At 65.3% G+C, this 23752-nt stretch carries 19 protein-coding genes; 5 read left to right on the forward strand and 14 right to left on the reverse strand.

Translation table 11 applies throughout. The annotated features are described in order from the left end of the window. The first annotated feature begins 49 nt into the window (after positions 1–49). The 5 genes from EN818_RS12820 (at position 50) to EN818_RS12840 (ending at position 5386) form a co-directional block, all read left to right on the forward strand. Positions 50–709, forward strand: coding sequence for a phosphoribosylanthranilate isomerase (locus EN818_RS12820; RefSeq protein WP_095805153.1), 660 nt, complete (start codon positions 50–52; stop codon positions 707–709). Between the two features lie 86 nt (positions 710–795). After that, complete coding sequence (gene trpB / locus EN818_RS12825) at positions 796–2046, forward strand: tryptophan synthase subunit beta (RefSeq protein ID WP_135904565.1); 1251 nt, start codon at positions 796–798, stop codon at positions 2044–2046. A 2-nt stretch (positions 2047–2048) separates the two neighbouring features. Next, on the forward strand, positions 2049–2888 hold the full coding sequence (gene trpA, locus EN818_RS12830) for a tryptophan synthase subunit alpha (RefSeq protein ID WP_095805151.1): 840 nt from the start codon (positions 2049–2051) through the stop codon (positions 2886–2888). Positions 2889–2984: 96 nt separating this feature from the next. After that, positions 2985–3911 (forward strand): acetyl-CoA carboxylase, carboxyltransferase subunit beta, encoded by a 927-nt coding sequence (gene accD / locus EN818_RS12835; protein ID WP_095805150.1) that lies wholly within the window; start codon positions 2985–2987, stop codon positions 3909–3911. Positions 3912–4060: 149 nt separating this feature from the next. Further along, entirely contained in the window at positions 4061–5386 is a 1326-nt protein-coding gene (locus EN818_RS12840) for a folylpolyglutamate synthase/dihydrofolate synthase family protein (RefSeq protein WP_095805149.1), read from the forward strand. Positions 5387–5408: 22 nt separating this feature from the next. Here EN818_RS12840 and EN818_RS12845 read toward each other — a convergent pair whose 3' ends face one another. From EN818_RS12845 to EN818_RS12915, 14 genes are all read right to left on the reverse strand, one after another. Continuing rightward, a complete protein-coding gene (locus EN818_RS12845; protein ID WP_095805148.1) occupies positions 5409–5822 on the reverse strand; it encodes a type II toxin-antitoxin system VapC family toxin in 414 nt (137 codons plus the stop codon). Beyond that, positions 5819–6067 (reverse strand): type II toxin-antitoxin system VapB family antitoxin, encoded by a 249-nt coding sequence (locus tag EN818_RS12850; protein ID WP_095805147.1) that lies wholly within the window; start codon positions 6065–6067, stop codon positions 5819–5821. Before EN818_RS12850 ends, EN818_RS12845 begins: the two co-directional genes overlap by 4 nt. Positions 6068–6246: 179 nt before the next feature. Next, the gene (locus EN818_RS12855; RefSeq protein ID WP_095805146.1) at positions 6247–6528 is read right to left on the reverse strand and encodes a cupin domain-containing protein; all 282 of its coding nucleotides are present in this window, start codon (positions 6526–6528) and stop codon (positions 6247–6249) included. 130 nt (positions 6529–6658) lie between these two features. After that, entirely contained in the window at positions 6659–6982 is a 324-nt protein-coding gene (gene trxA, locus EN818_RS12860; RefSeq protein ID WP_041000044.1) for a thioredoxin, read from the reverse strand. A gap of 74 nt (positions 6983–7056) precedes the next feature. After that, entirely contained in the window at positions 7057–10569 is a 3513-nt protein-coding gene (gene addA, locus EN818_RS12865; RefSeq protein ID WP_095805145.1) for a double-strand break repair helicase AddA, read from the reverse strand. Beyond that, on the reverse strand, positions 10566–13685 hold the full coding sequence (gene addB / locus EN818_RS12870) for a double-strand break repair protein AddB (RefSeq protein ID WP_095805144.1): 3120 nt from the start codon (positions 13683–13685) through the stop codon (positions 10566–10568). Before addB ends, addA begins: the two co-directional genes overlap by 4 nt. A gap of 60 nt (positions 13686–13745) precedes the next feature. After that, complete coding sequence (locus EN818_RS12875) at positions 13746–14507, reverse strand: nucleotidyltransferase family protein (protein WP_095805143.1); 762 nt, start codon at positions 14505–14507, stop codon at positions 13746–13748. Continuing rightward, positions 14504–16015 (reverse strand): tRNA (adenosine(37)-N6)-threonylcarbamoyltransferase complex ATPase subunit type 1 TsaE, encoded by a 1512-nt coding sequence (gene tsaE, locus EN818_RS12880; protein WP_095805142.1) that lies wholly within the window; start codon positions 16013–16015, stop codon positions 14504–14506. The genes EN818_RS12875 and tsaE overlap by 4 nt, the downstream gene beginning before the upstream one ends. Positions 16016–16019: 4 nt before the next feature. Further along, positions 16020–18581 (reverse strand): PAS domain-containing sensor histidine kinase, encoded by a 2562-nt coding sequence (locus EN818_RS12885; RefSeq protein WP_135904567.1) that lies wholly within the window; start codon positions 18579–18581, stop codon positions 16020–16022. 187 nt (positions 18582–18768) lie between these two features. Beyond that, positions 18769–20169: an adenosylhomocysteinase gene (ahcY, locus tag EN818_RS12890; protein ID WP_095805141.1), complete on the reverse strand. Its 1401-nt coding sequence runs from the start codon at positions 20167–20169 to the stop codon at positions 18769–18771. 440 nt (positions 20170–20609) lie between these two features. Continuing rightward, positions 20610–20906 carry an HPr family phosphocarrier protein gene (locus tag EN818_RS12895; RefSeq protein WP_095805140.1) on the reverse strand — a complete coding sequence of 99 codons (297 nt, stop codon included), beginning with the start codon at positions 20904–20906 and terminating at the stop codon, positions 20610–20612. Further along, complete coding sequence (locus EN818_RS12900) at positions 20903–21304, reverse strand: PTS sugar transporter subunit IIA (RefSeq protein ID WP_095805139.1); 402 nt, start codon at positions 21302–21304, stop codon at positions 20903–20905. The genes EN818_RS12895 and EN818_RS12900 overlap by 4 nt, the downstream gene beginning before the upstream one ends. Positions 21305–21470: 166 nt before the next feature. Continuing rightward, positions 21471–21932, reverse strand: a complete 462-nt coding sequence (locus EN818_RS12910) for a serine kinase (protein WP_095805138.1) — start codon at positions 21930–21932, stop codon at positions 21471–21473. 13 nt (positions 21933–21945) lie between these two features. Next, positions 21946–23730 (reverse strand): sensor histidine kinase, encoded by a 1785-nt coding sequence (locus EN818_RS12915; protein WP_095805137.1) that lies wholly within the window; start codon positions 23728–23730, stop codon positions 21946–21948. Positions 23731–23752: the final 22 nt, after the last annotated feature.

Here is a 23752-nt window from a genome sequence, read left to right on the forward strand (position 1 = left end):
CAGCATGCTTTTTCTCGACTCTTGCGGCTTTTCGTGCCAATCCCGCGCCATGACGCTCGACATCAAGATCTGCGGACTGAAGACCGACGCCGCGATGGCCGCTGCCCTTGCCGGCGGCGCCAGCCATGTCGGCTTCATCTTCTTTGCCAAGAGCCCGCGCTATGTCGACCCGGCCGAGGCCGGCCGCCTGCGCCAGGCGGCAATCGGCAAGGCCATGGCCGTCGCCGTCATCGTCGATGCCGATGATGGCTTCCTGGATGAGATAGTCGCCCAGGTGCGGCCCGACATGCTGCAGCTCCACGGCGCCGAAACGCCGGAACGGGTGGCGGAGATCAAGGCCCGTTATGGCTTGCCGGTCATGAAGGCGCTGTCGGTCGGCGAGGCTGCGGATATCGAACGGACAAAGCCGTACATCGGCGTCGCCGATCGCTTCCTCTTCGACGCCAAGCCGCCGAGGGGATCGCAATTGCCCGGCGGCAACGGGATTGCCTTCGACTGGCGCATCCTTGCCGGCCTTGACGCCGGCGTCGATTACATGCTTTCCGGAGGGCTCAACGCGGCCAATATCGGCGATGCCCTGAGACTGGCCAATCCGCCCGGAATAGACGTTTCGTCGGGTGTGGAGAGTGCTCCGGGCGTCAAGGATCCGGCGCTGATCGAGCAGTTTTTCCGGGCCGTCAGGGCCGCGCGCGACGACCGCGCCGCCTGAGCGGCCTTTTCAAACCGAGCATGTCCCGGAAAAGTGGAATCCCCGGTATGGACATGCTCGCAAGTCAAGAATTTAGGAGATCGGCGATGAACAGGCCGGCCACGCCCAATTCCTTCCGCACCGGACCCAACGAGCAGGGCATGTTCGGCATTTTCGGCGGCCGTTTCGTAGCCGAGACGCTGATGCCGCTGATCCTCGATCTCGAAGAGCAGTGGAACAAGGCCAAGACCGATCCGGAATTCAAGGCCGAGCTGCAGAACCTGTCGACCCACTATGCCGGGCGGCCCTCGAAGCTCTATTTCGCCGAGGGGCTGACGAAGCATCTTCGCGAGGTTTCCTCGGCGAAGGGCCTCGGCGGCGGCGCCAAGGTCTATTTCAAGCGCGAGGACCTGAACCACACCGGTTCGCACAAGATCAACAACTGCCTTGGCCAGATCCTGCTCGCCAAGCGCATGGGCAAGAAGCGCATCATCGCCGAGACCGGTGCCGGCCAGCACGGTGTCGCTGCGGCAACCGTTGCGGCGCGCTTCGGCTATCCTTGCGTCGTCTACATGGGCGCCACCGACGTCGCCCGCCAGAGCCCCAACGTCTTCCGCATGAAGCTGCTCGGCGCCGAGGTGCGGCCGGTCACCGCCGGCCACGGCACGCTGAAGGATGCCATGAACGAGGCCCTGCGCGACTGGGTGACCAATGTCGAGGACACCTATTATCTGATCGGCACCGCCGCCGGCCCGCATCCCTATCCGGAGCTGGTGCGCGATTTCCAATCGGTGATCGGTTGGGAAGCCCGCGCCCAGGTGCTGGAGCAGGAAGGCCGGCTGCCCGATGTCATCATCGCCGCCGTCGGCGGCGGCTCCAACGCCATTGGCCTCTTCCATCCCTTCCTCGACGACAAGGATGTGCGCATCATCGGCATCGAAGCCGGCGGACGCGGCCTCGACGGCGTCGAGCATTGCGCCTCGATGAATGCCGGTGCGCCCGGCGTGCTGCATGGCAACCGCACCTATCTGTTGCAGAATTCCGACGGCCAGATCCTCGACGGCCATTCGATCTCGGCCGGTCTCGACTATCCGGGCGTCGGACCCGAACATTCCTGGCTGCGCGACAGCGGCCGCGTCCAATATGAGCCGATCCTCGACGACGAGGCACTGGAGGCCTTCCAACTGACGACGCGCGTCGAAGGCATCATTCCGGCGCTGGAATCCGCGCATGCCATCGCGCATGCGATGAAGATCGTGCCGGCAATGCACAAGGACCAGATCGTCATCGTCAACCTGTCCGGCCGCGGCGACAAGGACGTGCATACGGTGGCCAAGATGCTGGGCATGGAGATCTGACAATGACCACCCGCATCGACCGCCGCATGGCGAAGCTCAAATCCGAGGGCCGTCCGGCTTTGGTCACCTATTTCATGGGCGGCGATCCGGACTACGAGACCTCGTTGGCCATCATGAAGGCGCTGCCGGGGGCCGGCAGCGACATCATCGAGCTCGGCATGCCGTTCTCCGATCCGATGGCCGATGGTCCGGCGATTCAGGCGGCTGGCCTGCGGGCGCTGAAGGGCGGTCAGACGTTGGTCAAGACGCTGAAGATGGCGTCCGAATTCCGCGCCGGCGACGACGAGACGCCGATCGTGCTGATGGGTTACTACAACCCGATCTACATCTATGGCGTCGACCGGTTCCTCGCCGACGCCAAGGCCAGCGGCATCGACGGCCTCATCGTCGTCGACCTGCCGCCGGAAATGGACGAGGAGCTCTGCATCCCGGCGCTCAAGGCCGGCATCAACTTCATTCGGCTGGCGACGCCGACCACCGATGACAAGCGCCTGCCCAAGGTCTTGGAGAATACCTCCGGCTTCGTCTACTACGTATCGATGACCGGCATCACTGGTTCCGCGCTCGCCGACACCGCCAAGGTCGCTGCGGCGGTCAAGCGCATCAAGGGGCATACCGCGCTGCCGGTCTGCGTCGGCTTCGGCGTCAAGACCGCCGAGCAGGCGCGCACCATCGGCGCTTCGGCCGACGGCGTCGTCGTGGGCACGGCGATCGTCAACGCTGTCGCCAACGTGCTGGGGCCGAAGGGTGAGAAGACCGCCGATCCGGCCGAGGCCGTCGCCACTTTGGTCAGCGGCCTCGCCCAGGGCGTCCGCTCGGCCCGCCTTGCTGCCGCCGAATAAGTCTGCCTATTTGTCGTTACGCAATTCCGGACGGAAAACCGCCACACACTTTTCCTGGAATTGCTCTAGGTTTCTTCTAGGACGGGAGCCGAAGCCATGAACTGGATCACCAACTACGTTCGCCCGAAGATCAACTCGATGCTCGGCCGGCGCACCGACATGCCGGAGAACCTGTGGATCAAGGATCCCGAGACCGGGGAGATGATCTTCCACAAGGATCTCGAATCGAACCAGTTCGTCATCCCGTCATCCGGCCATCACATGAAGATTTCGGCCAGGGAACGGCTGAAATACTTCTTCGACGACGGCAAATACGAGACTCTGGAAAACCCCAAGGTCGTCCTGGATCCGCTGAAGTTCCGCGACGAGAAGCGCTACACGGACCGCCTGAAGGAGGCCAAGGCCAAGACCGGGCTGGATGATGCCATCCTCAATGCGACCGGCACCATCGAAGGCCTGCCGGTGGTGGTGACGGTGCAGGACTTCGCCTTCATGGGCGGCTCGCTCGGCATGGCTGCGGGTGATGCCATCGTCCACGCCTTCGAGGTGGCGCTGCAGCGCAGGCGGCCGCTGATCCTGTTCGCGGCCTCGGGCGGCGCCCGCATGCAGGAGGGTATTCTGTCGCTGATGCAGTTGCCGCGCACTACGGTCGGCGTCGACCGGTTGAAGGAAGCCGGTCTGCCCTACATCGTCGTGCTGACCAACCCGACCACCGGCGGCGTCACCGCTTCCTATGCCATGCTGGGCGACGTCCATATCGCCGAGCCCGGCGCGCTGATCGGCTTTGCCGGACCGCGCGTCATTGAGCAGACCATCCGCGAGAAGCTGCCGGACGGCTTCCAGCGTTCCGAATATCTGATGGAGCACGGCATGGTCGACATGGTCGTCTCGCGCCTGGAGATGCGCCAGACCATCGCGCGGCTGGTGAAGATGCTGCTCAAGGTGCCGGAAGCGCAGAAGCCGCTCGAACCGGAAATCCTGCCGCCGACGCTGGTCGGCGCCGAGGCGCGGCCGCAGGCCTGAAACGACATCGTTCGCCGAGCCCCGCTTTGCGCGGGCGGCCCTCATATGCCTGGAGCGCTACAGCTTGGTAGAGTAGCGACCCGCTCTGATTTTCTCGTTTTACGCAATTCCGGAGGCACTTTTCCTGGAATTGCTCTAGGATTCGGCCCATGACAACGCTCGCCGCCGACCGTGAAATCGAACAACTGATGGCGCTCCATCCGAAAGGCTTCGACCTTTCGCTGGATCGCATTACCCGCCTGCTGGAGCGTCTCGGCAATCCGCAGGACCGGCTGCCGCCCGTGATCCACATCGCCGGCACCAACGGCAAGGGTTCCTGTGCCGCCTTTTCGCGCGCGCTCCTGGAAGCGGCAGGCCATCTCGTCCATGTCCACACCTCGCCGCATCTGGTGAACTGGCATGAGCGCTACCGGCTGGCGGCCGAAGGCGGCGGAAAGCTGGTCGATGACCAGGTCTTCGCCGAGGCGATCGCGCGCGTCGCCGAGGCCAATGCGGGCCAGAAGATCACCGTCTTCGAGATCCTCACCGCCGTCACCTTCATATTGTTTTCCGAACATCCGGCCGAAGCCGCCATCATCGAGGTCGGCCTCGGTGGCCGCTACGACGCCACCAACGTCATTGCCCGGCCGGCTGTCTCGGTGATCATGCCGGTGTCGATGGACCACGAGGCCTATCTCGGCGACCGGGTCGAGCTGATCGCCGCCGAAAAGGCCGGCATCATGAAGCGCGGCTGCCCGGTGGTCATCGGCGCGCAGGAAAGCGGCACGGCGCTCGAGGTGCTGATCGATACGGCCGAGCGGCTCGATTGCCCGACCGTCGTCTACGGCCAGGATTTCCTCGCCTTCGAGGAGAACGGCCGCATGGTCTATCAGGATGAGCAAGGCCTGATGGACCTGCCGCCGCCGCGACTGCCCGGCCGGCATCAGTTCGCCAACGCCGCGGCGGCGATCGCCGCGATCAAGGCCGCGGGATTCGAGATCGGCCACCGTGCCGCCGAGCGGGCGATGACGCAAGCCGCCTGGCCTGCCCGCATGCAGAAGCTGTCGCAGGGCAGACTGGTGGAGCTGGCGCCGAAGGGCGCCGACATCTGGCTGGACGGCGGCCACAATCCGGGCGCCGGCGTCGTCATCGCCGAGGCGCTGGCCGAGCAGGAGGAGAAGAACCCGCGTCCGCTGTTCCTGATCTCCGGCATGATCAACACCAAGGACCAGACCGGCTATTTCAGCGCTTTCAAGGGCCTTGCGCGGCATGTCTACACGGTGCCGGTGAGCAACAGCGATGCCGGCGTGCCGAATGACGAATTGGCCTTGCGCGCCACCGAGGCTGGCCTGTCGGCCGAGCCGGTCAGCTCCGTCGCCAACGCGCTGATGCTCCTGCGCGACACATGGGACGGTCCGGCGCCGCGCATCCTCATCGGCGGCTCGCTCTATTTCGCCGGCGCAGTATTGGAGGAGAACGGCACGCCGCCGACCTGACGCAATCGGTCCAAGAGGCGGCTCAGAAATCCCACGGTGAGATCAGGTCAAGGTTGGCGGAGCCAAAATCGGGCAGATTGCGTGTTGCCAGTCGACCACCGTTGACGCGTGCGATCGCCGCAATCATGCCATCGGGAGCCGACATGCCACGGCCTTGGCGCAAGGCGGTCCCCATGATCTCGCCATAAGCCAGGGCAGCCTCTTCCGTCAGTCCAAAAATGCGGTCGGCAAAGCGGTGGCGCCACTGAGAAAGCCCTTGCTCCAGGCGAACGGCACGCTCATCGGGTCGTATCTTTTGGATGCCGAAGGCGATTTCAGCAATGGCCACGGTAGGAAGGGCCAATTCGGCATCGTTGCGGACAAGCCAAGCCAGAACGGCTGGGTCCGGTACCTTCTTGAGCGTCTCAGAAATCACGTTGGTGTCGACGAAAATCAAAGATCAGGTCCCGTATGAACCTGACGGCCTTCGCGGATAATTTTCTCCAGATCAATGTCGGTGCCACAGCTCGCTGCCAGGCGAGCATAGAAGGTGGATGCGGGTTCGCGCCCTGCCTCACGAATTTCGTAGGATTCAAGCGCGCGTTCGACGACATCGGCTATGGACCGATTTTCGCGACGAGCAAGTCGATGTGCGAGATCCCGTGCTTTTGCGCTACGGACTGAGAGCTGTGGTTCGGCCATACAGACCTCCGTTATTAATGCATGTCGCCCAGAAGTGTGTAGCGGTTCTGGGCAACGACATGCATCAAATCAAAGACTTAAAGCGCGTCGCCCGGATACGTTTCAGCGCGACGCGCTTTAGGAGAATATATAGGTCGATCAGCAATTGCCATCAAGATGGCAGTTGATGGCTCGCCATCTCACCTCAGCTCGATTTCGATGAAGGCAAATTCCCCGTCATTGGCACTGATGACGTCGTGCTCGACCCCTTCCTTGCGGAAATAGGGGGCACCCTTCTTCATCTCGGCGAAGGACTCACCCTCCTTGGTCAGAAGCTTCACCTTGCCATCCATCAGCGGCACTATGACATAGTCGTGGCCGTGGCGGTGCCAGCCGGTGTTGTCACCCGGTTGGAAACGGTATTCGGTGACGATGACCCGCTCATTGTCGATGAAGACGGTGGCCTTGGCTGTTCCGGTCATGGGGTTCTCCTTTTCGCGTAGAAGAGGAGGTGGATGGCCGCGTCGGCAGTGCCAGAGCGCCGTCAGCGATGGCGCCAAAGAAAAGCCCGGCGCGATGGCCGGGCTCGTTCGTTCGAATGTTTGGATTGGCTCAGGCGAGGCTGCCGTTGATCCAGTGCGAGAGCGCGGTCTTCGGCGCCGCGCCGACCTTCATATCGGCGACTTCGCCGCCCTTGAAGATCATCAGCGTCGGGATCGAGCGCACGCCGTACTGCGCGGCAAGCTCGGGATTCTCGTCGATATTGAGCTTGGCAACCTTCACTTTCGAACCGAGCTCCTTGGCGATGTCTTCCAGCGCCGGGGCGATCATCTTGCAGGGACCGCACCACTCGGCCCAGAAATCCACCACGACCGGCTCCTTGGCGTTGAGCACATCGGCCTGGAAATTGCCCTTGTCGACCTTGACGGTGGCCATGCTGAAATCCTTTCGAAAACTCGGGTTGCACCAAATGTGGTGGTTGTGGTGGCGATCTTCAAGCAGTTCTTGTGTCACGCTGCCGTGAGTCGAGCAAGGGCGTCGTCCATGGCCGCGGCCGGCAGCTCGATCAGCCTGGGCGCCTCGGTGAACAGCAGCGCCGCCGACACGTCGCGGCCCGGATAGAGCGGTTGGAGCAGCGCGCGGTAGAGCGCCAGCTGCAGCACATAGGCCGGCGGCACTTCCGCCAGGCTCGTCGGCGCCGGCCGGTTGGTCTTGTAGTCGACGATCGCCAGCTTTTCCGGCGTGACCGCCAGCCGGTCGATCTTGCCGGAAATGGAGCGCAGCTTGCCCTTGACCTCCAGGCTGCCCATGACCGCGACTTCGGCCCGCGACGATGGCGAGAACAGCACATCGAACCGGCCGTCGGAAAGGATCGACAGCACTGCTTCCAGCGCCTTTTCGCGCTCACCGTTCGGCCAAGCAGCACCGGCACGTGCCAGATAGCGTTCCGCTGCATCCTGCCTTTCGCCCTCGGCGATCCCGGGCAGCATCTGCAGCAGCTTGTGCAGTGCCAGCCCGCGCATCACCGCGAAGCCGGGCTCGGCCTCGGCGTCCAGCACCGGCGAGCGCGTGTCGGGCAGTGCTTCGGTCGTTTCGTCGATCAGCGCCGACGCACCGGAGGGCGACAACGGTCGCGGCAGGTCCTCGTAAGGCGGCAGCGGTCGGAACAAGCCGTCCGGCAGCGGTGCGGCATGTTCGAACGTCGCCGTCTCGTCGGTCCCGGTGTACGCCACCGGCGGCAGCTTCGTCATATGGAAGCGATGCACCGCCACATCGGCCGTCGCGGGGTGCCGCCGCTCCGTGCTTTCCGGCGCGCCGGTCAGCGCGCGGCTGACGACCGAATGCCAGGTGCCGGTGCTGGGCTGGCGCTTGCCGTGATAGCCGCAGACGATCAGCCGGTCCTCGGCGCGGGTCATGCCGACATAGAGCAGCCGGCGGTACTCGTCGTCCGCCAGTTCGCGCGCCCGCGCCGAGGCCGCCCGCGAAACGCCATTGGCGACGTCGCCGGCCGAGCGCCACAGATAGCCCTTGCCTTTCCATTGCGCACCCGAGCCTTCGAACGCCATCAGCCGCGGCAGATGCTGGTCGCTGAAAGGTGCCGAGCCGCCGTCGACCAGGAAGACGACCGGCGCTTCAAGACCCTTAGCGGCATGCACGGTCATGACGCGCACCTCGTCGCGGGTCTGGTCCATCTCGCGCTTGATCTCGGGGCCGCTGTTTTCCAGCGTCGACAGGAAGGATTCCAGCCCAGGCAGGCCGGTGCGCTCCTCGGCCAGGCAAAAACTCAGGAATTCGTCGAGGATGTCGCCGGCTTCCGGCCCGAGCCGCGCCGTCATCTTGCGGCGCAGCCCGTCGCGCGCCAGCGCTGCGGCATAGAATTCGAACACGGGCTTGAAAGCGGCCTCGTTCGCCCAGCCATCGAGCCGGCCTACGATAGCGGCCAGCGCCTCATCTGCAGCAGCGTGCTGGCGGAGCGAGCCGATCAACGACTGGCTCCTGGGCCTCTTGCCGGCGAGCGCCAGCAAGGTTTCCTCCGAGACGTCGAAGATCGGGCTGCGCAGCACCGCGGCCAAGGACAGGTCGTCCTCGGGCTGGATCAGGAAATGGCCGAGCGCGATCAGGTCCTGCACGGCGATATGGCCGGGCAGGCTCAGACGATCCGCACCGGCGACCGGGATCTGCCGGTTCTTGAGGCTGCGCGACAGCGCATGCACGAAGCGGTCGCGCTTGCGCACCAGCACAAGGATGTCGCCGGCAGTCAGCTTGCGGCCCTTGCCCTCGATGACCTCGCCGTTCCTCAGCCAGTGCTGGATGGTCGCGGCAACATGCTCGGCGACGCGCACGGCGGGTGCGCTGGCGTGGTTGACCGGGAGGGTCCAGTCGTCTGGCTCCTCGACCATTTCGGCGCCGATCGAGGGCCACACCTCGACATAGCCCGGCGCGTCGGTGCGGATCGCCTTGTGGCTCAGCGGATCGGGATCATGGCTGATGCCGCGCCGCACGCCCGGTTCGGCAAAGACCCGGTCGACTGCCGCCAGCACGTCGTCGCTGGAGCGAAATGACCAGGTGAGTTTTAGGTTGGCGAAGGAGGCCTCCGCGTCGCGCACGCGCCCGGCAAACAATAGCCGGCTTTCGGCAAAGGAATCTGGGGCCGCCCCCTGGAATGAATAGATCGACTGCTTCTCGTCGCCGACGGCAAAAACGGTACGCCGCACCGCCTCGCGCTGGCCGAGCCCGGCGAAGAATTCTTCGGTCAGCTTCTTCACCACTTCCCACTGGTCGGGGCTGGTGTCCTGCGCTTCGTCGAGCAGTATGTGGTCGATGCCCTGGTCGAGCTTGAACTGCACCCATGGCCCGGCATCGGGCCGCGACAGCAGGCTGACGATACGGGTGATCAGGTCGTTGAAGTCGAGGAAGCCGCGGCTTCGCTTCAGCTGCTCATAGCGGGCGATCAGCCAGCCGCCGACGGTCAGCGCGGCCGCCGTGCCTTCGAGCATGCGGAACAGCGCCAGCCGATCCGACACCTCCAGGATCGCCTTGGCCGCTTGGAGGTAGCGCTCCGAAAGGTCGGGCAGCCGATCGACCAATGCCTTCTTGAACACTTTCGGCGGGTCGTAAGGATCGCCGTCGGAGCGCAGGAAGGCCTTGCCGAGCAGCCGCAGCCGCCGGATCGGATCGGCTTCGGCAAAGGCGCTCTCTGCGTAAGGCAGGACGTTGTTCAGCACCTGGCGCGCGTCGGCTGCTTCGGCAGCACGCGCGAATTCGGCGAATTGGCTTGGCGCAAAGCCCGTCAGCGGCCAGACCGACGCGGCGATGTCATCGGCAGTCTGTCCGAGCCGGAAGCCGAACTCGGCGAAAAGCGGCCGGAAGTCCCGGCCCTTGCCGAGCTTTTCGATGAAGGCACGCAATTCGTCGCGCTTGCCGACGATTTCCGAAAGCAGCGCGTCCAGCCCGGACTCGCCGCCGCGCTCCAGCACCATGGCGAAGGCTTCCGCCAGGCCTTCGACGCCGGCGCTCGCGCCCGAGATCATGTCGCGACGGGCATCCGCGAACAGCGAGGCCTCCATCTGCGGATCGAGCATCTCGAAATGCGCGGGGATGTTGGCCTCGAGCGGAAACTGGTGCAGCACCGATTCGCAAAAGGCGTGAATGGTCTGGATCTTCAGGCCGCCCGGCGTCTCCAGTGCCTCGGCGAACAGCCGGCGCGCGCGGCGCAGGGTATCGCGGTCGGCGCCGCGGCCGTCCAGCGCCGCGATCCTCGCCGCAAGCTCAGCATCGGCAAGTGCTGTCCACTCCGACAGGGTCGAGAACACGCGGTTCGACATGTTGGCGGCGGCGGCGCGCGTATAGGTGAGGCACAGGATCTTCGAGGGATCGGTGCCGTTGAGCAGAAGCCGGATGACGCGCTGCGCCAGCACATGCGTCTTGCCCGATCCGGCATTGGCCGACACCCAGGCGGAATTGCCGGGATCGGAGGCGCACGCCTGGCTGGCGGCGGTATCGGAGGGGATCGGATATTTCATCCTTCCGCCTCGTCTTCGCTTGCGCCGCCGGCCGACCATTCGAGCACGCGCGCCAGATGATCGTAGTCTCCATCGGCCTCGCCCTCGCGGAAGGGCAGCGCGCGTGAAAGATAGCCGGTGTTCGGATCGGCATAGTGGAAGAGCAGCCGCTCCAGCCGCGCCCAGGCTTCCTCGGACAGGTCGTTGGCGGTCCTTGGCTTGCGGTTGTATTCGAGGATCGATTCCTCGAACACCTCGCCGTTGGGCTTCAGCCGCACGAAGGCAAGCTGCGAGGGCTCGCAGATACCCAGCTCCTTGAACGCGCCGCGTCTGAGAAGCGCGCCTTCGAGCGCCAGCTGCGGCGACAGCAGCGTGTGCGCCTGTGCCTTCGAGGGCGATGAGCCGGTCTTGTAGTCGAGGATATCGGCCATGCCGCCGGCAAGCAGGTCGACCCGGTCGGCATAGCCGGAGAGCGTGACGCCGGTGCGACCGACAATCGTCTTCTCCGCGCGCTCCTCGGCAAAGCGCCTGGCCACCGCTTCGGCGCGGCCATGCTCCCATTCGATGATGTTGGCGGCAAGCTTTTCGAAACGCGGCCACCACACCGCCTCGATGTCTGGCGGCAGTGCTGCGTCGGCAAAGCAAAGGCGCCCGGCCTCGATGAGAGCTGCCAGCGCGCCAGGCTCCCGCGGATCCTCAACCCGTCGGGAAAAGAGATGCAGGATTTCGTGGAACAGGGTGCCGCGTTCGGCGGCGCCGGGATCGCGGATGAGCGGGTCGAGCGGCATTAGGCTGAGAACCCGCCTGGCATAGATCGCATACGGGTCGCGGCGCAGCGTCTCGATCTCGGTGACCGAGAAATGCTGCGGCCTGAGGCTGAGCGGCGGCTTCGGCTGCGGGCGGGTTGCGAACTCTTGTCTTTCGCCGGCATCCAGCGCGCGCGCCCAGACAAGCAGCGCATCGCCGCGCTGGCGAAGCCCCATCGCGGGATCCTTGCCGATGAAGGTAAGGATGCGCTGCAGCCAGCGCGACGGAACAGCCGGCGCGTCGCCGGATCGCGCCGAGCGCGTCAGCACGACTTCCTTGCTGCCCATCGCCATCTGGAAATCATGCGCGGCAAGACCGATGCGCCGCTCCGGCGGCTCGAGGTCGATGCCGGTCTTCATCAGCCGCGACATGAAGCGGTCGCTCTCAGGCTTCCGGGGCCAGACACCTTCATTGAGGCCGCCGACGACGAGCGTGTCGACGCTCTGCAGGCGGGCTTCCAGCGCACCCCAGATGGCGATGTTGCGGTCGGTGCCATGCGCCGGCTTGACCGTTTCCGGCGCGATCAGCGCTTCCAAGACGTCCGGCCATTCGCCGGCCGCAAAGATGAAGGGAGAGGCCGCGGCAATCAACCAGCGCAAAAGGTCCGCCAGCTTTTCGCCGGCGTCGCCGCCATAGAGCCCGGCGAGGCTGCCGTCGGGCGCGCGGCCAAGGCTTTCCAGCGTTTCGACGCTTGCACGCGTCAGCGTCGCGATGTCGGCGTCTTTGTCGCCGCGCATCGCCGTGAGAGGGGCGAGCGCTTCGGCAAGGCGGCCAAGCACATCTTGCGCTTGCTCGATGCCGTTGACGGTCAGGCGTGGGAACCAGAAGGGCGGACGGCTGTCGTCGCCGAGGCCGGCGAGCCGCGCCTCGAAGAGCGCACTGAGCGAGGCAATGTCCGGCCGGCCGGTGCCGCCGCGCAACGCCACCAGCTCGATCAGTTCGGCCGTCTTGCGCAGGGCGTGGCGTTCGAGGCCGAGCCCAAGCAGCGGATGCTTGAGCAGCGACAGCAGGCCCACCGGGTCGCCGGGCCGGAACGCTGCCTGCAATGCGAGCCTCAAGAGACTGGCCGCCGGCGTGTTGACGAGCGGCGTGCCGCCTGAGTCGTCGGCTACGACGCCGAAGCGCAGAAGCTCGGTCGAGACCCGCCGCGCCAGCGCGCGGTCGCCTGTGACGAGCGCCGCGCGCTTGCCTGGCATTTCCACGGCGCGCTTCAGCGCGATCGCGATCGCCGCGGCCTCGTCCCGCTCGTTGGCCGCCTCCACCAACGTCACGCCGGCCAGCGCCTGCTCGAGGTCTGTTGCCGTGAAGCGCGGCCTCGTTTCCGTCCAGCGCTCGGTGGTTTCGGCCGGCCGCAGCGCCTCGCCGACCAGAGCCGCACGCAATGCCAGCGGCGTCGCCGCTGCGCCGATCGGCTCGACATCGCGCCGTGCGATGCCGATGCCGCCGATCAGCTTCGCCAGGCCGTATTGCGGATGGCCGAGCGTCGCCGGTCGCGCGCCCAGTGCCGAAATCGCCGCAAAAGACGCATCGTCCAGCTCGCGGTCGAGACCGGGCAGCACGACGGCGCCGCTGGGCAGACTTGCGATCACGGCAAGCAGCTCCGCCGTCGCGGGAATCGAGCCGGTCGATCCGGCGGCAATCACCGGTCCGGCCGGCAGATTGCGCCGCAGCCGCGCCGCCTCCAGCCGGATCAGCGCGCTGCGATGGGCCGCCGGATTGGAGCGGTTGCGCTCGGCAAGCAGCTTCGGCCAGTTGTCGGTGACGATGCCGAGGAAATCGAGGGTCACCTGCCACCAGCCTGCGAGGTTGCCGCTAACCAGCGTCGCGAGCTTGCCCCAATCCGTGCCCTCGGTCTCGATCTCGTCCATCAGCCGCGCAAGGTCGCGCGCCAGCCAGATGGCGTCGGCGGCCGAGGTCGGCACGACGAACTCTTCGTTGAACCGAGCCGCGACATGCGCCGGCAGGCTCTCCTTCCAGGCGCGCACCAGCGGCGCCAGCAACAGGAGCCGCTCCTGCGCGGCGATCGGCGGTGCAAGTTCGATTGCCGGTGCGGCCTCGGCGTCAAAGGCCGCCTCGTCCTCATCGAACTCGCCGAGCGGCCGCACGGTCGGCAGGATGGCCGACCGGCGCCCGAGCACATCGACGAAGACGCCGCGCAGCGCCCGCGCAGCGCGACGCGTCGGCACATAGATGGTGGCGTCGGCCAATGCCAATGGGTCGCCGTCGAAGCGGAAGCCGGGAATGAGGCTGCCGTCGAGCAACGCCTCCGCCAGCGTCGGCAAGAACGGCGCTCCGGGCGGGATGGAGAAGACGCGGCGCGAGCCGCTCATACCGCATGGGATCGCCGTGTGCCCGTTGGGGCGCACAAAGGACGATCTAACTTTTTGAATCTACGCATCGTGCCTTCCAAAAATCGGAGCCGATTTTTGGGCCGATGCGGTCGCTAGAGCGCCGGCGACCGCCGCCTCGGCGGCCGGAATGGCGTCGGGGGTGCCGACCGTGATCCAACGGCCGCTCATCGCCATCCCGAACAGCCGGCCGGCGGCGATCGCCTTGTCGAAATAGACATTGAGAGAATGTGAGCCCGTCGGGGCGTCCTTGAAGATGCGGGGATGGATGATCGCGGCGCCGGCATAGATCAGGCCGGCCGAATCGCCCTTCGAGCGGCGCAAGGCGCCATCCGGCGCGACCATGAAATCAGTGCCGACGCCGTGTCCGGTCGCTGAGTCGAGATCGGTGAGCATCAGCAGAATATCCATTCTGGCGGCGTTCCATGCAAGGGCAAGGCGCTCCAGGCTGGGCTCACCGCTGTCGATCCAGAACGTGTCGGCGTTAATGACATAGAAGGGCTCGCTGCCCAAGAGCGGCAGCGCCTTGACGATGCCGCCCGCCGATTCCAGCAAGGCCTCGCGCTCGTCGGAAATGACGATCTCCGGTTCCCGGCGCCCGGCGACATGGGCGATGATCTGCTCCGGCAGATAGTGCACGTTGACGATCGCCTTGCTGATCCCGGCAGCTTCCAGGCTGTCCAGCCCCCAGTCGAGCAGGGCCTTGCCTGCGATCTTCACCAGCGGCTTCGGCATCGTGTCGGTGAGCGGCCGCATGCGCTTCCCCAGCCCCGCGGCCAGCACCATCGCGGTCGTCGGCCTCATGGCGAGCGTTCCTCCAGCAGGCCGTGAGCCATGTAGAAATCCCTCAGGCCGGTGAGCGCCGGATGCGCCAGGGCCCGCCTCAGATAGTCGCGGATGCGCGGCAGATGTTTCAGATAGTAAGGCTTGCCGTCGCGCTTTTCGAGTCGCACGAAAATGCCGAGGATCTTCGAATTGCGCTGCGCCGCCATAATCGCATAGGCCTCGGCGAAACCGGCCTCGTCGAAGGCGCCCGCAGCATACCGCGCCGCGACATAGGCCGCGACCGTCCGCTGCTCGATCTCGGGCGAGACGGTGACGCGTGCATCCATGGCAAGCGAGGCGACGTCATAGGCGGCCGGGCCGATCAGCGCGTCCTGCACGTCGACGATGCCGAGCCTGTCGAGGCCGGAGCGCTCGCCGCGCCAGATGATGTTGGGGGAATGGAAGTCGCGCAGCATCAGCGAATTTTCGCTTCCAGCGAGCCGATCGAGCACCGCATTCCATTCCTTGTAGTAGCCGGCCCGCAAGGCATCGCTTGCCGGCTTGCCGGTCGCCATCGGCACATACCAGTCGACCAGAAGGTCGGCCTCTATCAGCATGGCGTCGCGATCGAATGGCGGCACCTCATGGAACACGCCGGGCGCGGCCTCCATGCGCTCCGGCCAAGCCTTGCCATGCATCGCGGCCAGCAGTTCCGCGGCTGCCTCGTAGCGCTCGGCGATTGGCTGGCCGTCGGTTCCCAAAAAAGCTTCCGAGCCGAGATGCTGGAGCAGAAGAAAACCCTGGTCGAGGTCCTGAGCATGGATCACCGGCACGCTGACACCGGCCGCAAGCAGCGCCCGGTCGATGGCGACGAAGGCGGTCACCGACTGCGCCGTATGGGCGATCACCGCATATGGCTTGCCGTCGCGCACCGGCGGGCCGAGCACGAGGCGCGGCGAGTTCATCAGCACGCGCCGCGCATGCCCGGAAAGCGAGACGATCTCGTAGGAGCGGGCGGACGCATCGCCGACGAAATGGCGGCGGCTGGCTTCGCCCCATCCGGCCGTGGCGAGAAAATCGCGCATCGCCAACGACCGTGCGGCGCGTTCGAATACGGCATCTTGTCCGGCGATTGTCGCAAGCCGCCCCTCGCCGTGCTCTGCAAGCTCCACCTGGAGCGCGCCCGCCGGCAAACGGTCTCCGGCCCGTTCCGGCCATTCGATCAGTGCCGCGCCTTGCTCCAGCGCATCGTCGAGCCCAAGCTCATCGAGTTCGTCCGGGGAGGCAAGGCGGTAGAGGTCGAAATGATGGACCGGTATGCGCGTGTCGTAGCTCTGCAGCAGCGTGAAGGTAGGGCTCGGCACTTCGAGGCTGGCATCATCGGCAAGCGCCCGGATCAGGGCACGGGCCAGCGTCGACTTGCCGGCGCCGAGGTCGCCCTTCAGCGCGATCACATCGCCGGCGCGCACCGCCATGGCGAGGTCCTCGCCAAGCCGTGCCGTCGCCGCCTCGTCGGCGAGAAAACGCTCCACCACCATCCCTGCCAAACTGTTACTCGGCCGCTTCGCGGATACCACCGGAAGGCGTGTCGGGGAAGGTGCACACGACGGTGGTGCCCTGGTCCCTGCCGGTCTCGATGCGCACGCTGCCGCCATGCAGTTCGACGAAGCTCTTGACGATCGAGAGCCCCAGCCCGGCGCCGCGCCGCCGCCCGCCATTGGCGCGCGGCTCGAAGCGGCGGAACACCGATTCCAGAACATCCGGCGGCATGCCGGGTCCGTCGTCATGGACGGAGAACTCGACGCCTTCGGCCAGTTGGCGGCAAGACAGGATGATCGTGCTCGCCTCCGGCGCGTAATTCGCGGCATTGCTCAACAGGTTGTAGAGGATCTGCCGGATGCGGATCTCGTCGCCATGGAAACTCTTGGGGGCCGCCGCCGCATCGACCTTGAGCTTGATCGAATGCTCTTCCAGCCGATCGGCAACCAGCTCGGCCGCCGCCGTGATCGTCCTCTCGATGCTCATCTCCGAAATGTCGAGCTGCATGATGCCGGCATCGACCGTCGCCAGGTCCAGTATGTCGTTGACGATGGTGAGCAGCACCGAGGACGACGAGCCGACATGCTCGACATATTCGCGCTGCTTCGGCGTCAGCGGCCCGGTCGCGGGCAGCGACAACAGCTCGGTGAAGCCGATAATGTTGGTCAAAGGCGAGCGCAGCTCGTAGGAAACATGCTGCACGAACTCGTTCTTCAACTGGTCCGACTTCTCCAGCGCCTCGTTCCTGTCCTTCAGCGCCCGTTCGACATTGACGGTGTCGGTGACGTCGACGAAGGTCATCATCACCTGCCCGTTCGGCAAATGGATCACCGCATAGCTCAGCACCGTGCCGTCGACGAGTTCGGCCTGGCCGTGACGATCGCGCCGCTCGTCGTCGAAGCCGGTGATGGCGGCGACGAAGCCTCCCCACGGACTGTCGGCCGCGCGCCGATCGCAAAGGTCGCGGATCGCCGAGACATGCACGTTGGGCTTGATCGCATCAGGCTCCAGCCCCCACAGCGCGACGAAGGCGGGGTTGGACAGCCGGAGCCTCCCGTCAGGCCCGAACACGGCGACACCCTCTGCGAGGTTGTCCAGCGTCTCGCCCTGCACGCGCACCGCGGTCTGGTAGCGGCTTTCGAGATCGATCTTCTCGGTCAGGTTCTCGAACACCCAGGTGACGCCGCCCTTCGGCTGCGGGTTGGCGACCACGCGGATCGTCTTGCCGTCCGGCAGGTGCCACCAGTGCTCCTGCGATTCGACCGCCCGGTAGGCGCCAAGCAGGTTCTCCTTCCAGCGGCGCCACTCCGGCTGTTCGGCGATCTTGCCCTCGCTGCGTAGCCGGTCGAGCAGCATCGCATTGGAAGGGGCGCTGTGCAGGAAGCCGCTGTCCAGGCTCCAAAGCTTCTGGAACGCCTGGTTGAAGAAGCGCAGCTTCTCGTCGGTGTCGAAGATCGCCACCGCCGTGTTGAGTTGATCGAGCGTGTCGGCGTGGCTGCGCACCGTGCGCTCATATTCGGCGCGGATCGTCTCCATGGCGCTGGTGTCGCAGGCGAGCCCGGCCGCGCCCTCGGCGCTCGCGAAGTCGGTCACCGAAAACATCCGGCGGTCGCCCTCGATCACCGTCGACAGCGTCTGCTCGAAGACCGCGCGCGACTTGTGCTGCTCGACGATCTGCTCGCGCGCCTGGCCGCCGAGGAACTCCTTCGCCTCGCGCACGGCCGCTTCGGCGCTTTGCGCCTCTACAGCCTCGGCATAGGCGCGGTTGACCCATTTCAGCCGCCCGTCGGCCGCGCGTAGCCATGCCGGCATCTTCAACGCGTCGAGGAGGCCGAAAATGATGTCGTAGTCGGCGTTGAGCCGCTGGTTCTCGATCTTCAACCTGGCCTGGCTGCGCAGCGTCTCGGACAGCGAGATGAAGCGCACCAGCACATGCGCGGCGCTCTTGCGGCCATGCACTTCGAGCGGCATGCCGGCCTGCGTTTCGATGACGAGATCGAAGGTCTTGGCCTTTTCGCGCAAGGCGGCGACCGCGTGTTCCAACGCGGCTGCCGAGCGCGGCATCAGCCAGCGGCCGAAGGCCAGGAAGGCGGCACGGTCATCGGGCGCGCCGCTTTCGAGCGGCAGACTGCCGATGAGTTCCGGTTTCTTGTTGTCCGAGGTCCAGACGACCACGCGCTGGTCGCGCAGGTTGAGCAGCGCCTCGGAACGCTGCAGCGCCGCGTTGACGTCGGCGATACGCGCCCTGAGCTCGGCGTTCTGCGCCGCCGTGCGCGCCCGCTCGCGGATCAGGAATATGGCCGACAGCAGCGCCGCGCCCATGACGCCGGCAAACATGGCGAGCTGCATCACCTCGACGGTGCTGACCGACAGCTTCGCCGCCTGCGCGAAGCCGGTTTGCGCCTGCGCCGCCACGCAGAGCAGCGGGCCGGCAAGCACGAAGGTCGCGACAAACGCGCCGATCCGCGCGGCGCGCCGCGGAAACCCGCCACCGGCGGCGGAGCCGCTCATCCTCGAATCCTCGTGGCCGCCGGAAACGGCCTCTCCCGCGCTTGGCGGGTATTCCCCCGGCATGTCTTGGTCCTCTTCGCCGCTTGAATGCAAGACCGCCCTGATGCGTCCCCGGCCCATCTGTCCCCGGACCGCGAATCACAACAATAAACCCTGCCGGAATCGGCGTGAAGAATCATTGACGCAAAAATAAAGCCGGGCGGAAAGTCAACCACCCGGCTTCAATATATGGTAGATTATTGCGTCTTGGTTAATAGCGGTAGTGTTCCGGCTTGAACGGTCCTTGGGGCGTCACGCCGATATAGGCGGCCTGCTCGGAAGACAGCTCCGTCAGCCTGGCGCCCAGCTTGCCGAGATGCAGCCGCGCGACCTTCTCATCGAGATGCTTGGGCAGGACATAGACCTGGTTCTGATACTGGCCGTGCTTGCTGAACAGCTCGATCTGCGCCAGCACCTGGTTCGTGAACGAGGCCGACATCACGAAGCTCGGATGCCCCGTGGCGTTGCCGAGGTTGAGCAGGCGGCCCTCCGACAGCAGGATCATCCGCTTGCCGTCCGGGAAGGTGATCATGTCCACCTGCGGCTTGACGTTGGTCCACTTCAGGTTGCGCAGCGACGCCACCTGGATTTCGTTGTCGAAGTGGCCGATGTTGCCGACGATCACCATGTCCTTCATCGCCCGCATGTGGTCGAGCGTCACGACGTCCTTGTTGCCGGTGGTGGTGATGACGATGTCGGCGGTGGGCGCGGCGTCTTCCAGCGTGACAACTTCGAAACCGTCCATCGCCGCCTGCAGCGCGCAGATCGGGTCGACTTCGGTCACCTTGACGCGGGCGCCGGCGCCGCGCAGCGAGGCGGACGAGCCCTTGCCGACGTCGCCATAGCCGCAGACGACCGCGACCTTGCCGGCCATCATCGTGTCGGTGCCGCGGCGAATGCCGTCGACCAGCGATTCCTTGCAGCCGTATTTGTTGTCGAACTTCGACTTGGTGACGGAGTCGTTGACGTTGATCGCCGGGAAGGGCAGCAGGCCCTTCTTCTGCAGCTGGTAGAGGCGATTGACGCCGGTGGTCGTCTCCTCGGTGACGCCGCGGATCGCATCCCTCTGCTTGGTGAAGAAGCCCGGTGAAGCCTTCATGCGCTTCTTGATCTGCGCGAACAGGATCTCTTCCTCTTCGCTGCCGGGATTGGACAGCACGTCCTCGCCGGCCTCCGCGCGGGCGCCGAGCAGAATGTACATGGTGGCGTCGCCGCCATCGTCGAGGATCATGTTGGAGGTGCCGCCATCGGCCCACTGGAAGATCCTGTCGGTGTAGTCCCAGTAATCCTCGAGCGTCTCGCCCTTGATCGCGAACACCGGAATGCCGGCTTCGGCGATCGCCGCCGCGGCATGGTCCTGGGTGGAGAAGATGTTGCAGGAGGCCCAGCGGATATCGGCGCCCAGCGCCTTCAGCGTCTCGATCAGCACCGCCGTCTGGATCGTCATGTGCAGCGAACCGGTGATGCGCGCACCCTTGAGCGGCTTCTTGTCGCCGAATTCCTCGCGGCAGGCCATCAGGCCCGGCATTTCGGTTTCGGCGATCTCGATCTCCTTGCGGCCCCAGCCGGCAAGCGAGATGTCGGCGACCACATAGTCCTTGCTACCCGTCATGGCAGTACTCCGGTGTGATTTGTCTCGAGCGCGCCGGCGCCGGGAGGCGCATGGAGGGGCGCGAAATGCCGGTCTGACTAGCAGATCGGGCGTCAAACGACAATGGGATATAAAGAAATCTTTATTCGTGCATGTCTTTCAGGCAATGCATGTCGCCCAAAACTGCGCAGCGGTTTTGGGACAACGACATGCATCAACCAAAAAGCATGTCGCCCAAAATTGCGCAGCGGTTTTGGGACAACGACATGCATCAACCAAAAAGCAGTCGCCCAAAACTGCGCAGCGGTTTTGGGACAACGACATGCATCAAATCAAAAAGCATGTCGCCCAAAAGTGTTCAGCGGTTTTGGGGTCACGACATGCGTCGAACCAAAAAGCATGTCGCCCAAAAGTGTTCAGCGGTTTTGGGGTCACTACATGCGTCGAACCAAAGACTGCCGTCAGATTTCCTCGCCGAAGCGCGAAGCGACCAGCTGTTCCAGCGCGTCCATGGCAGGTCCGGCTTCCCGTCCGGTGGCGGTGACACGGATCGAATAGCCGGGGCTTGCCGCCAGCATCATCAGGCCCATGATCGAGGTCCCGCCCACCTTCACGCCATCCTTTTCGACATGGATGGTGGCATCGAAGCCGCTTGCGACCTGGACGAACTTGGCCGAGGCGCGGGCATGCAGGCCGCGCTGGTTGACGATCGGAAACTCCCGCACCACCTCGTCCTTCTCCGGCGCCTGGGTGTTCATTTGCTGCTCAGAAGCTGGCTGGCGACGTTGATGTATTTGCGGCCCGCTGCCTGCGCCTCGTCGAGCGCGGCGGCCATGTTGTCGCCCTTGCGAACCGACGACAGCTTGATCAGCATCGGCAGGTTCATGCCGGCGATCACCTCGGTGCGGCCGGATTCCATCACGGAGATGGCGAGGTTGGAGGGCGTGCCGCCGAACATGTCGGTGAGCACGATGACGCCGGCTCCGGTATCGACGCGCGCGACTGCGTCGACGATGTCAGCGCGGCGCTTCTCCATGTCGTCGTCGGCGCCGATCGCAACGGTTTCGAAATTGTCCTGTGGTCCCACCACATGTTCTACGGCATGCCGGAACTCGTTGGCGAGTTGACCGTGCGTCACGAGCACGAGTCCGATCATTCGTTGAAGGCTCCCGTCATCGCCGTTTTCACAGGCGTATCTTATGTTCGCCGGCCATTCCAGGCGGCGGGAGCGCTATCTTGTCGACGCGCGGCCGGTTGACAAGCCCAAAATTGCGCCGGCCCGAGCCATTTTGACGCATTGCAACAAAAAAATCCGCGCCGGGTCATGAAAAAAGCCGGGCCGAGAGCCGCGCCATCACAACCGGCAGCGCGGATGTGGCGTTTTGTCGGACAACATCGACAATCGGAACCGCACAACCGGCGAACTCCTCGGTCGCTTCGTCCTGCAGACGCGCCGTCTCGCTCCGTTCCACCAAGCGCACGGCGAGGTCGATTACAGCGGCCGGCTCGAAGGGCACTGGCTGCGGTCCGATGCCGGGCACCTCGACCAGGCCGGCGATGGTGGCGGGGGTACGGCAGACTAGCCGGCCGCCGTGACAGCTTGCAAACAACTGGTCGTCGCCGACCAGCCGGGCGAACTGCGCTCGCGCGCGGCAATGGTCGATCAGCGCCAGGGCCAATGTCGTCTTGCCCGAGCCGGACGGCCCGACGATCAGCACGCCGCGCTCGCCGATCAGGATCGCCGTCCCATGGATGTTGAGTGGCTTCGCGGCTGGATCTGCCATAGCTCGCCCGAGGTCAGCCTTCGGCGGGCATTGTCACGACGAAGCGCGCGCCCTTGATCTCGCCGGGCTTGGTGCCTGGGATGTTCTCGGCTGTCAGCGTGCCGCCATGCGCCTCGACGATCTGGCGGCTGATCGACAGGCCGAGGCCGGAATTCTGCCCGAACGCCTCGCCGGCCGGCCGGTCGGTATAGAAGCGCTCGAAGATGCGGTCGATGTTCTCGGCCCGGATGCCAGGACCGTTGTCGTCGACGGTGATGATGTTGAACTTGCCGGCGCGCGCCAGCGACACCGTGATGTGGCCATGCTCTTCGGGCACGAAGGAACGCGCGTTTTCGATCAGGTTGGTGATGACCTGGCCGATCCTGAGGTCGTGGCCGACCACGAAATAGCCCTTGACCCCTTGCGGCAGCTTGCCGATCTTGAGCTCGATCTCGACCGCCTTCTTGTGGCGGGTCGTCTCGCGCGAGACGGCGATCAGATCGGTGACGAACTTCTTCAGGTCGACCGTGCCGGCATCTTCGCGCGCCAGCTCGGCGTCGAGACGCGAAGCGTCGGAAATGTCGGTGATCAGCCGGTCGAGCCGCTTCACGTCGTGCTGGATGATCTCCATCAGCCGCCCGCGCGAATTTTCGTTCTTCGCCAAAGGCAGCGTTTCCACAGCGCTGCGCAGCGACGTCAGCGGGTTCTTCAGTTCGTGCGACACATCGGCGGCGAAGCTCTCGATCGCCTCGATGCGGGCATAGAGCGCGTTGGTCATGTCGCGCACCGCGATCGACAGATTGCCGATCTCGTCCTGCCGGTCGGAAAAGTCGGGTATCTCCTCGCGGCTCTTGATGCCGCGCCGCACGCGCACCGCAGCGGCGGACAGCCGCCGCAGAGGGTTGGCGATGGTCGAGGCGAGCAGCATCGACAGGATCGCGGTGACCAGGGCGGCGACGCCGAAGACGCGCAGGATCGCCTTGCGCTCCGCAGCGACGATCTTGTCGATGTCGCCGCCTTCGGTCGACAGCATCAGCACGCCGAGCACGGCGCGGAAGCGCTGGATCGGCACCGCGACCGAGACGATCTGCTCGCCCTGCTCGCTCACCCGCACGATGGTGGAAGGGCTGCCGGTCAGCGCCTTGACCACTTCCGGGAACGCCGCGCCGTTGCCGCCGGGTTGCTCGTGATAGATCGGCAGATCCTTGTTGCGGAAGAAGTCGAACACGAATTTTTCGACACGTTCCAAAACCCCCGGTTCCTCGTCGTCGACGGGCGGCAGGTCGTAGCGCAGGATCTGGCCGCGCGAATAGAGGTGGCGCGAATCGAGCAGAAGGTTGGCGTCCCGGTCATAGATGCGGGCGCGCGTCCGGGTCGGCGAGATCAGTCGCCGCAGCACCGGGGCGACGCGCTCCGGATTGATCGGGAAATCGAGATTGTCGAGCTGGTCGGAGCCGGGCCCCAGGCTTTCGCCGGCCTGCAGCTCGAGCAGCTTTTCCGGATCGATGCTGATCGAATCCGTCTCGACCGTCGCCGAGGCGGCGATGGCGCCGGCGATGATCTCGCCTTGCGTCATCAGGCTTTCCACCCGCGCGTCGATCAGCCCGTCTCGAAAGGTGTTGAGATAGAGGATGCCCGTCACCAGCACGGCGAGGCCGGCCAGGTTGAGGAACAGAATGCGCCGCGTCAGGCTGGAGAAGATGTGGTGGCCGAGGAAGCGGCGCATCGGCACCGTGACCTTCGACACGAAGGCGGGCAGAATCCGCGATGGGCGCTTCCCCGCGCCCATCCGCCTGACTCGCTCTGTCTCCACTGCCATCGAATAGCAGTCCCTGTCCTGG

It is taken from the genome of Mesorhizobium sp. M3A.F.Ca.ET.175.01.1.1, from assembly GCF_004791945.1.
Lineage (GTDB): Bacteria > Pseudomonadota > Alphaproteobacteria > Rhizobiales > Rhizobiaceae > Mesorhizobium.

Coding starts and splice junctions, on each gene's coding strand:
- EN818_RS12900 (WP_095805139.1), bottom strand. CDS start 21,304: ATGATCGGACTCGTGCTCGTGACGCACGGTCAACTCGCCAACGAGTTC.
- trpB (WP_135904565.1), top strand. CDS start 796: ATGAACAGGCCGGCCACGCCCAATTCCTTCCGCACCGGACCCAACGAG.
- EN818_RS12895 (WP_095805140.1), bottom strand. CDS start 20,906: ATGAACACCCAGGCGCCGGAGAAGGACGAGGTGGTGCGGGAGTTTCCG.
- EN818_RS12850 (WP_095805147.1), bottom strand. CDS start 6,067: ATGGCCGAACCACAGCTCTCAGTCCGTAGCGCAAAAGCACGGGATCTC.
- trpA (WP_095805151.1), top strand. CDS start 2,049: ATGACCACCCGCATCGACCGCCGCATGGCGAAGCTCAAATCCGAGGGC.
- EN818_RS12875 (WP_095805143.1), bottom strand. CDS start 14,507: ATGAGGCCGACGACCGCGATGGTGCTGGCCGCGGGGCTGGGGAAGCGC.
- ahcY (WP_095805141.1), bottom strand. CDS start 20,169: ATGACGGGTAGCAAGGACTATGTGGTCGCCGACATCTCGCTTGCCGGC.
- EN818_RS12855 (WP_095805146.1), bottom strand. CDS start 6,528: ATGACCGGAACAGCCAAGGCCACCGTCTTCATCGACAATGAGCGGGTC.
- EN818_RS12915 (WP_095805137.1), bottom strand. CDS start 23,730: ATGGCAGTGGAGACAGAGCGAGTCAGGCGGATGGGCGCGGGGAAGCGC.
- trxA (WP_041000044.1), bottom strand. CDS start 6,982: ATGGCCACCGTCAAGGTCGACAAGGGCAATTTCCAGGCCGATGTGCTC.
- EN818_RS12840 (WP_095805149.1), top strand. CDS start 4,061: ATGACAACGCTCGCCGCCGACCGTGAAATCGAACAACTGATGGCGCTC.
- accD (WP_095805150.1), top strand. CDS start 2,985: ATGAACTGGATCACCAACTACGTTCGCCCGAAGATCAACTCGATGCTC.
- EN818_RS12820 (WP_095805153.1), top strand. CDS start 50: ATGACGCTCGACATCAAGATCTGCGGACTGAAGACCGACGCCGCGATG.
- addB (WP_095805144.1), bottom strand. CDS start 13,685: ATGAGCGGCTCGCGCCGCGTCTTCTCCATCCCGCCCGGAGCGCCGTTC.
- addA (WP_095805145.1), bottom strand. CDS start 10,569: ATGAAATATCCGATCCCCTCCGATACCGCCGCCAGCCAGGCGTGCGCC.
- EN818_RS12885 (WP_135904567.1), bottom strand. CDS start 18,581: ATGCCGGGGGAATACCCGCCAAGCGCGGGAGAGGCCGTTTCCGGCGGC.
- EN818_RS12910 (WP_095805138.1), bottom strand. CDS start 21,932: ATGGCAGATCCAGCCGCGAAGCCACTCAACATCCATGGGACGGCGATC.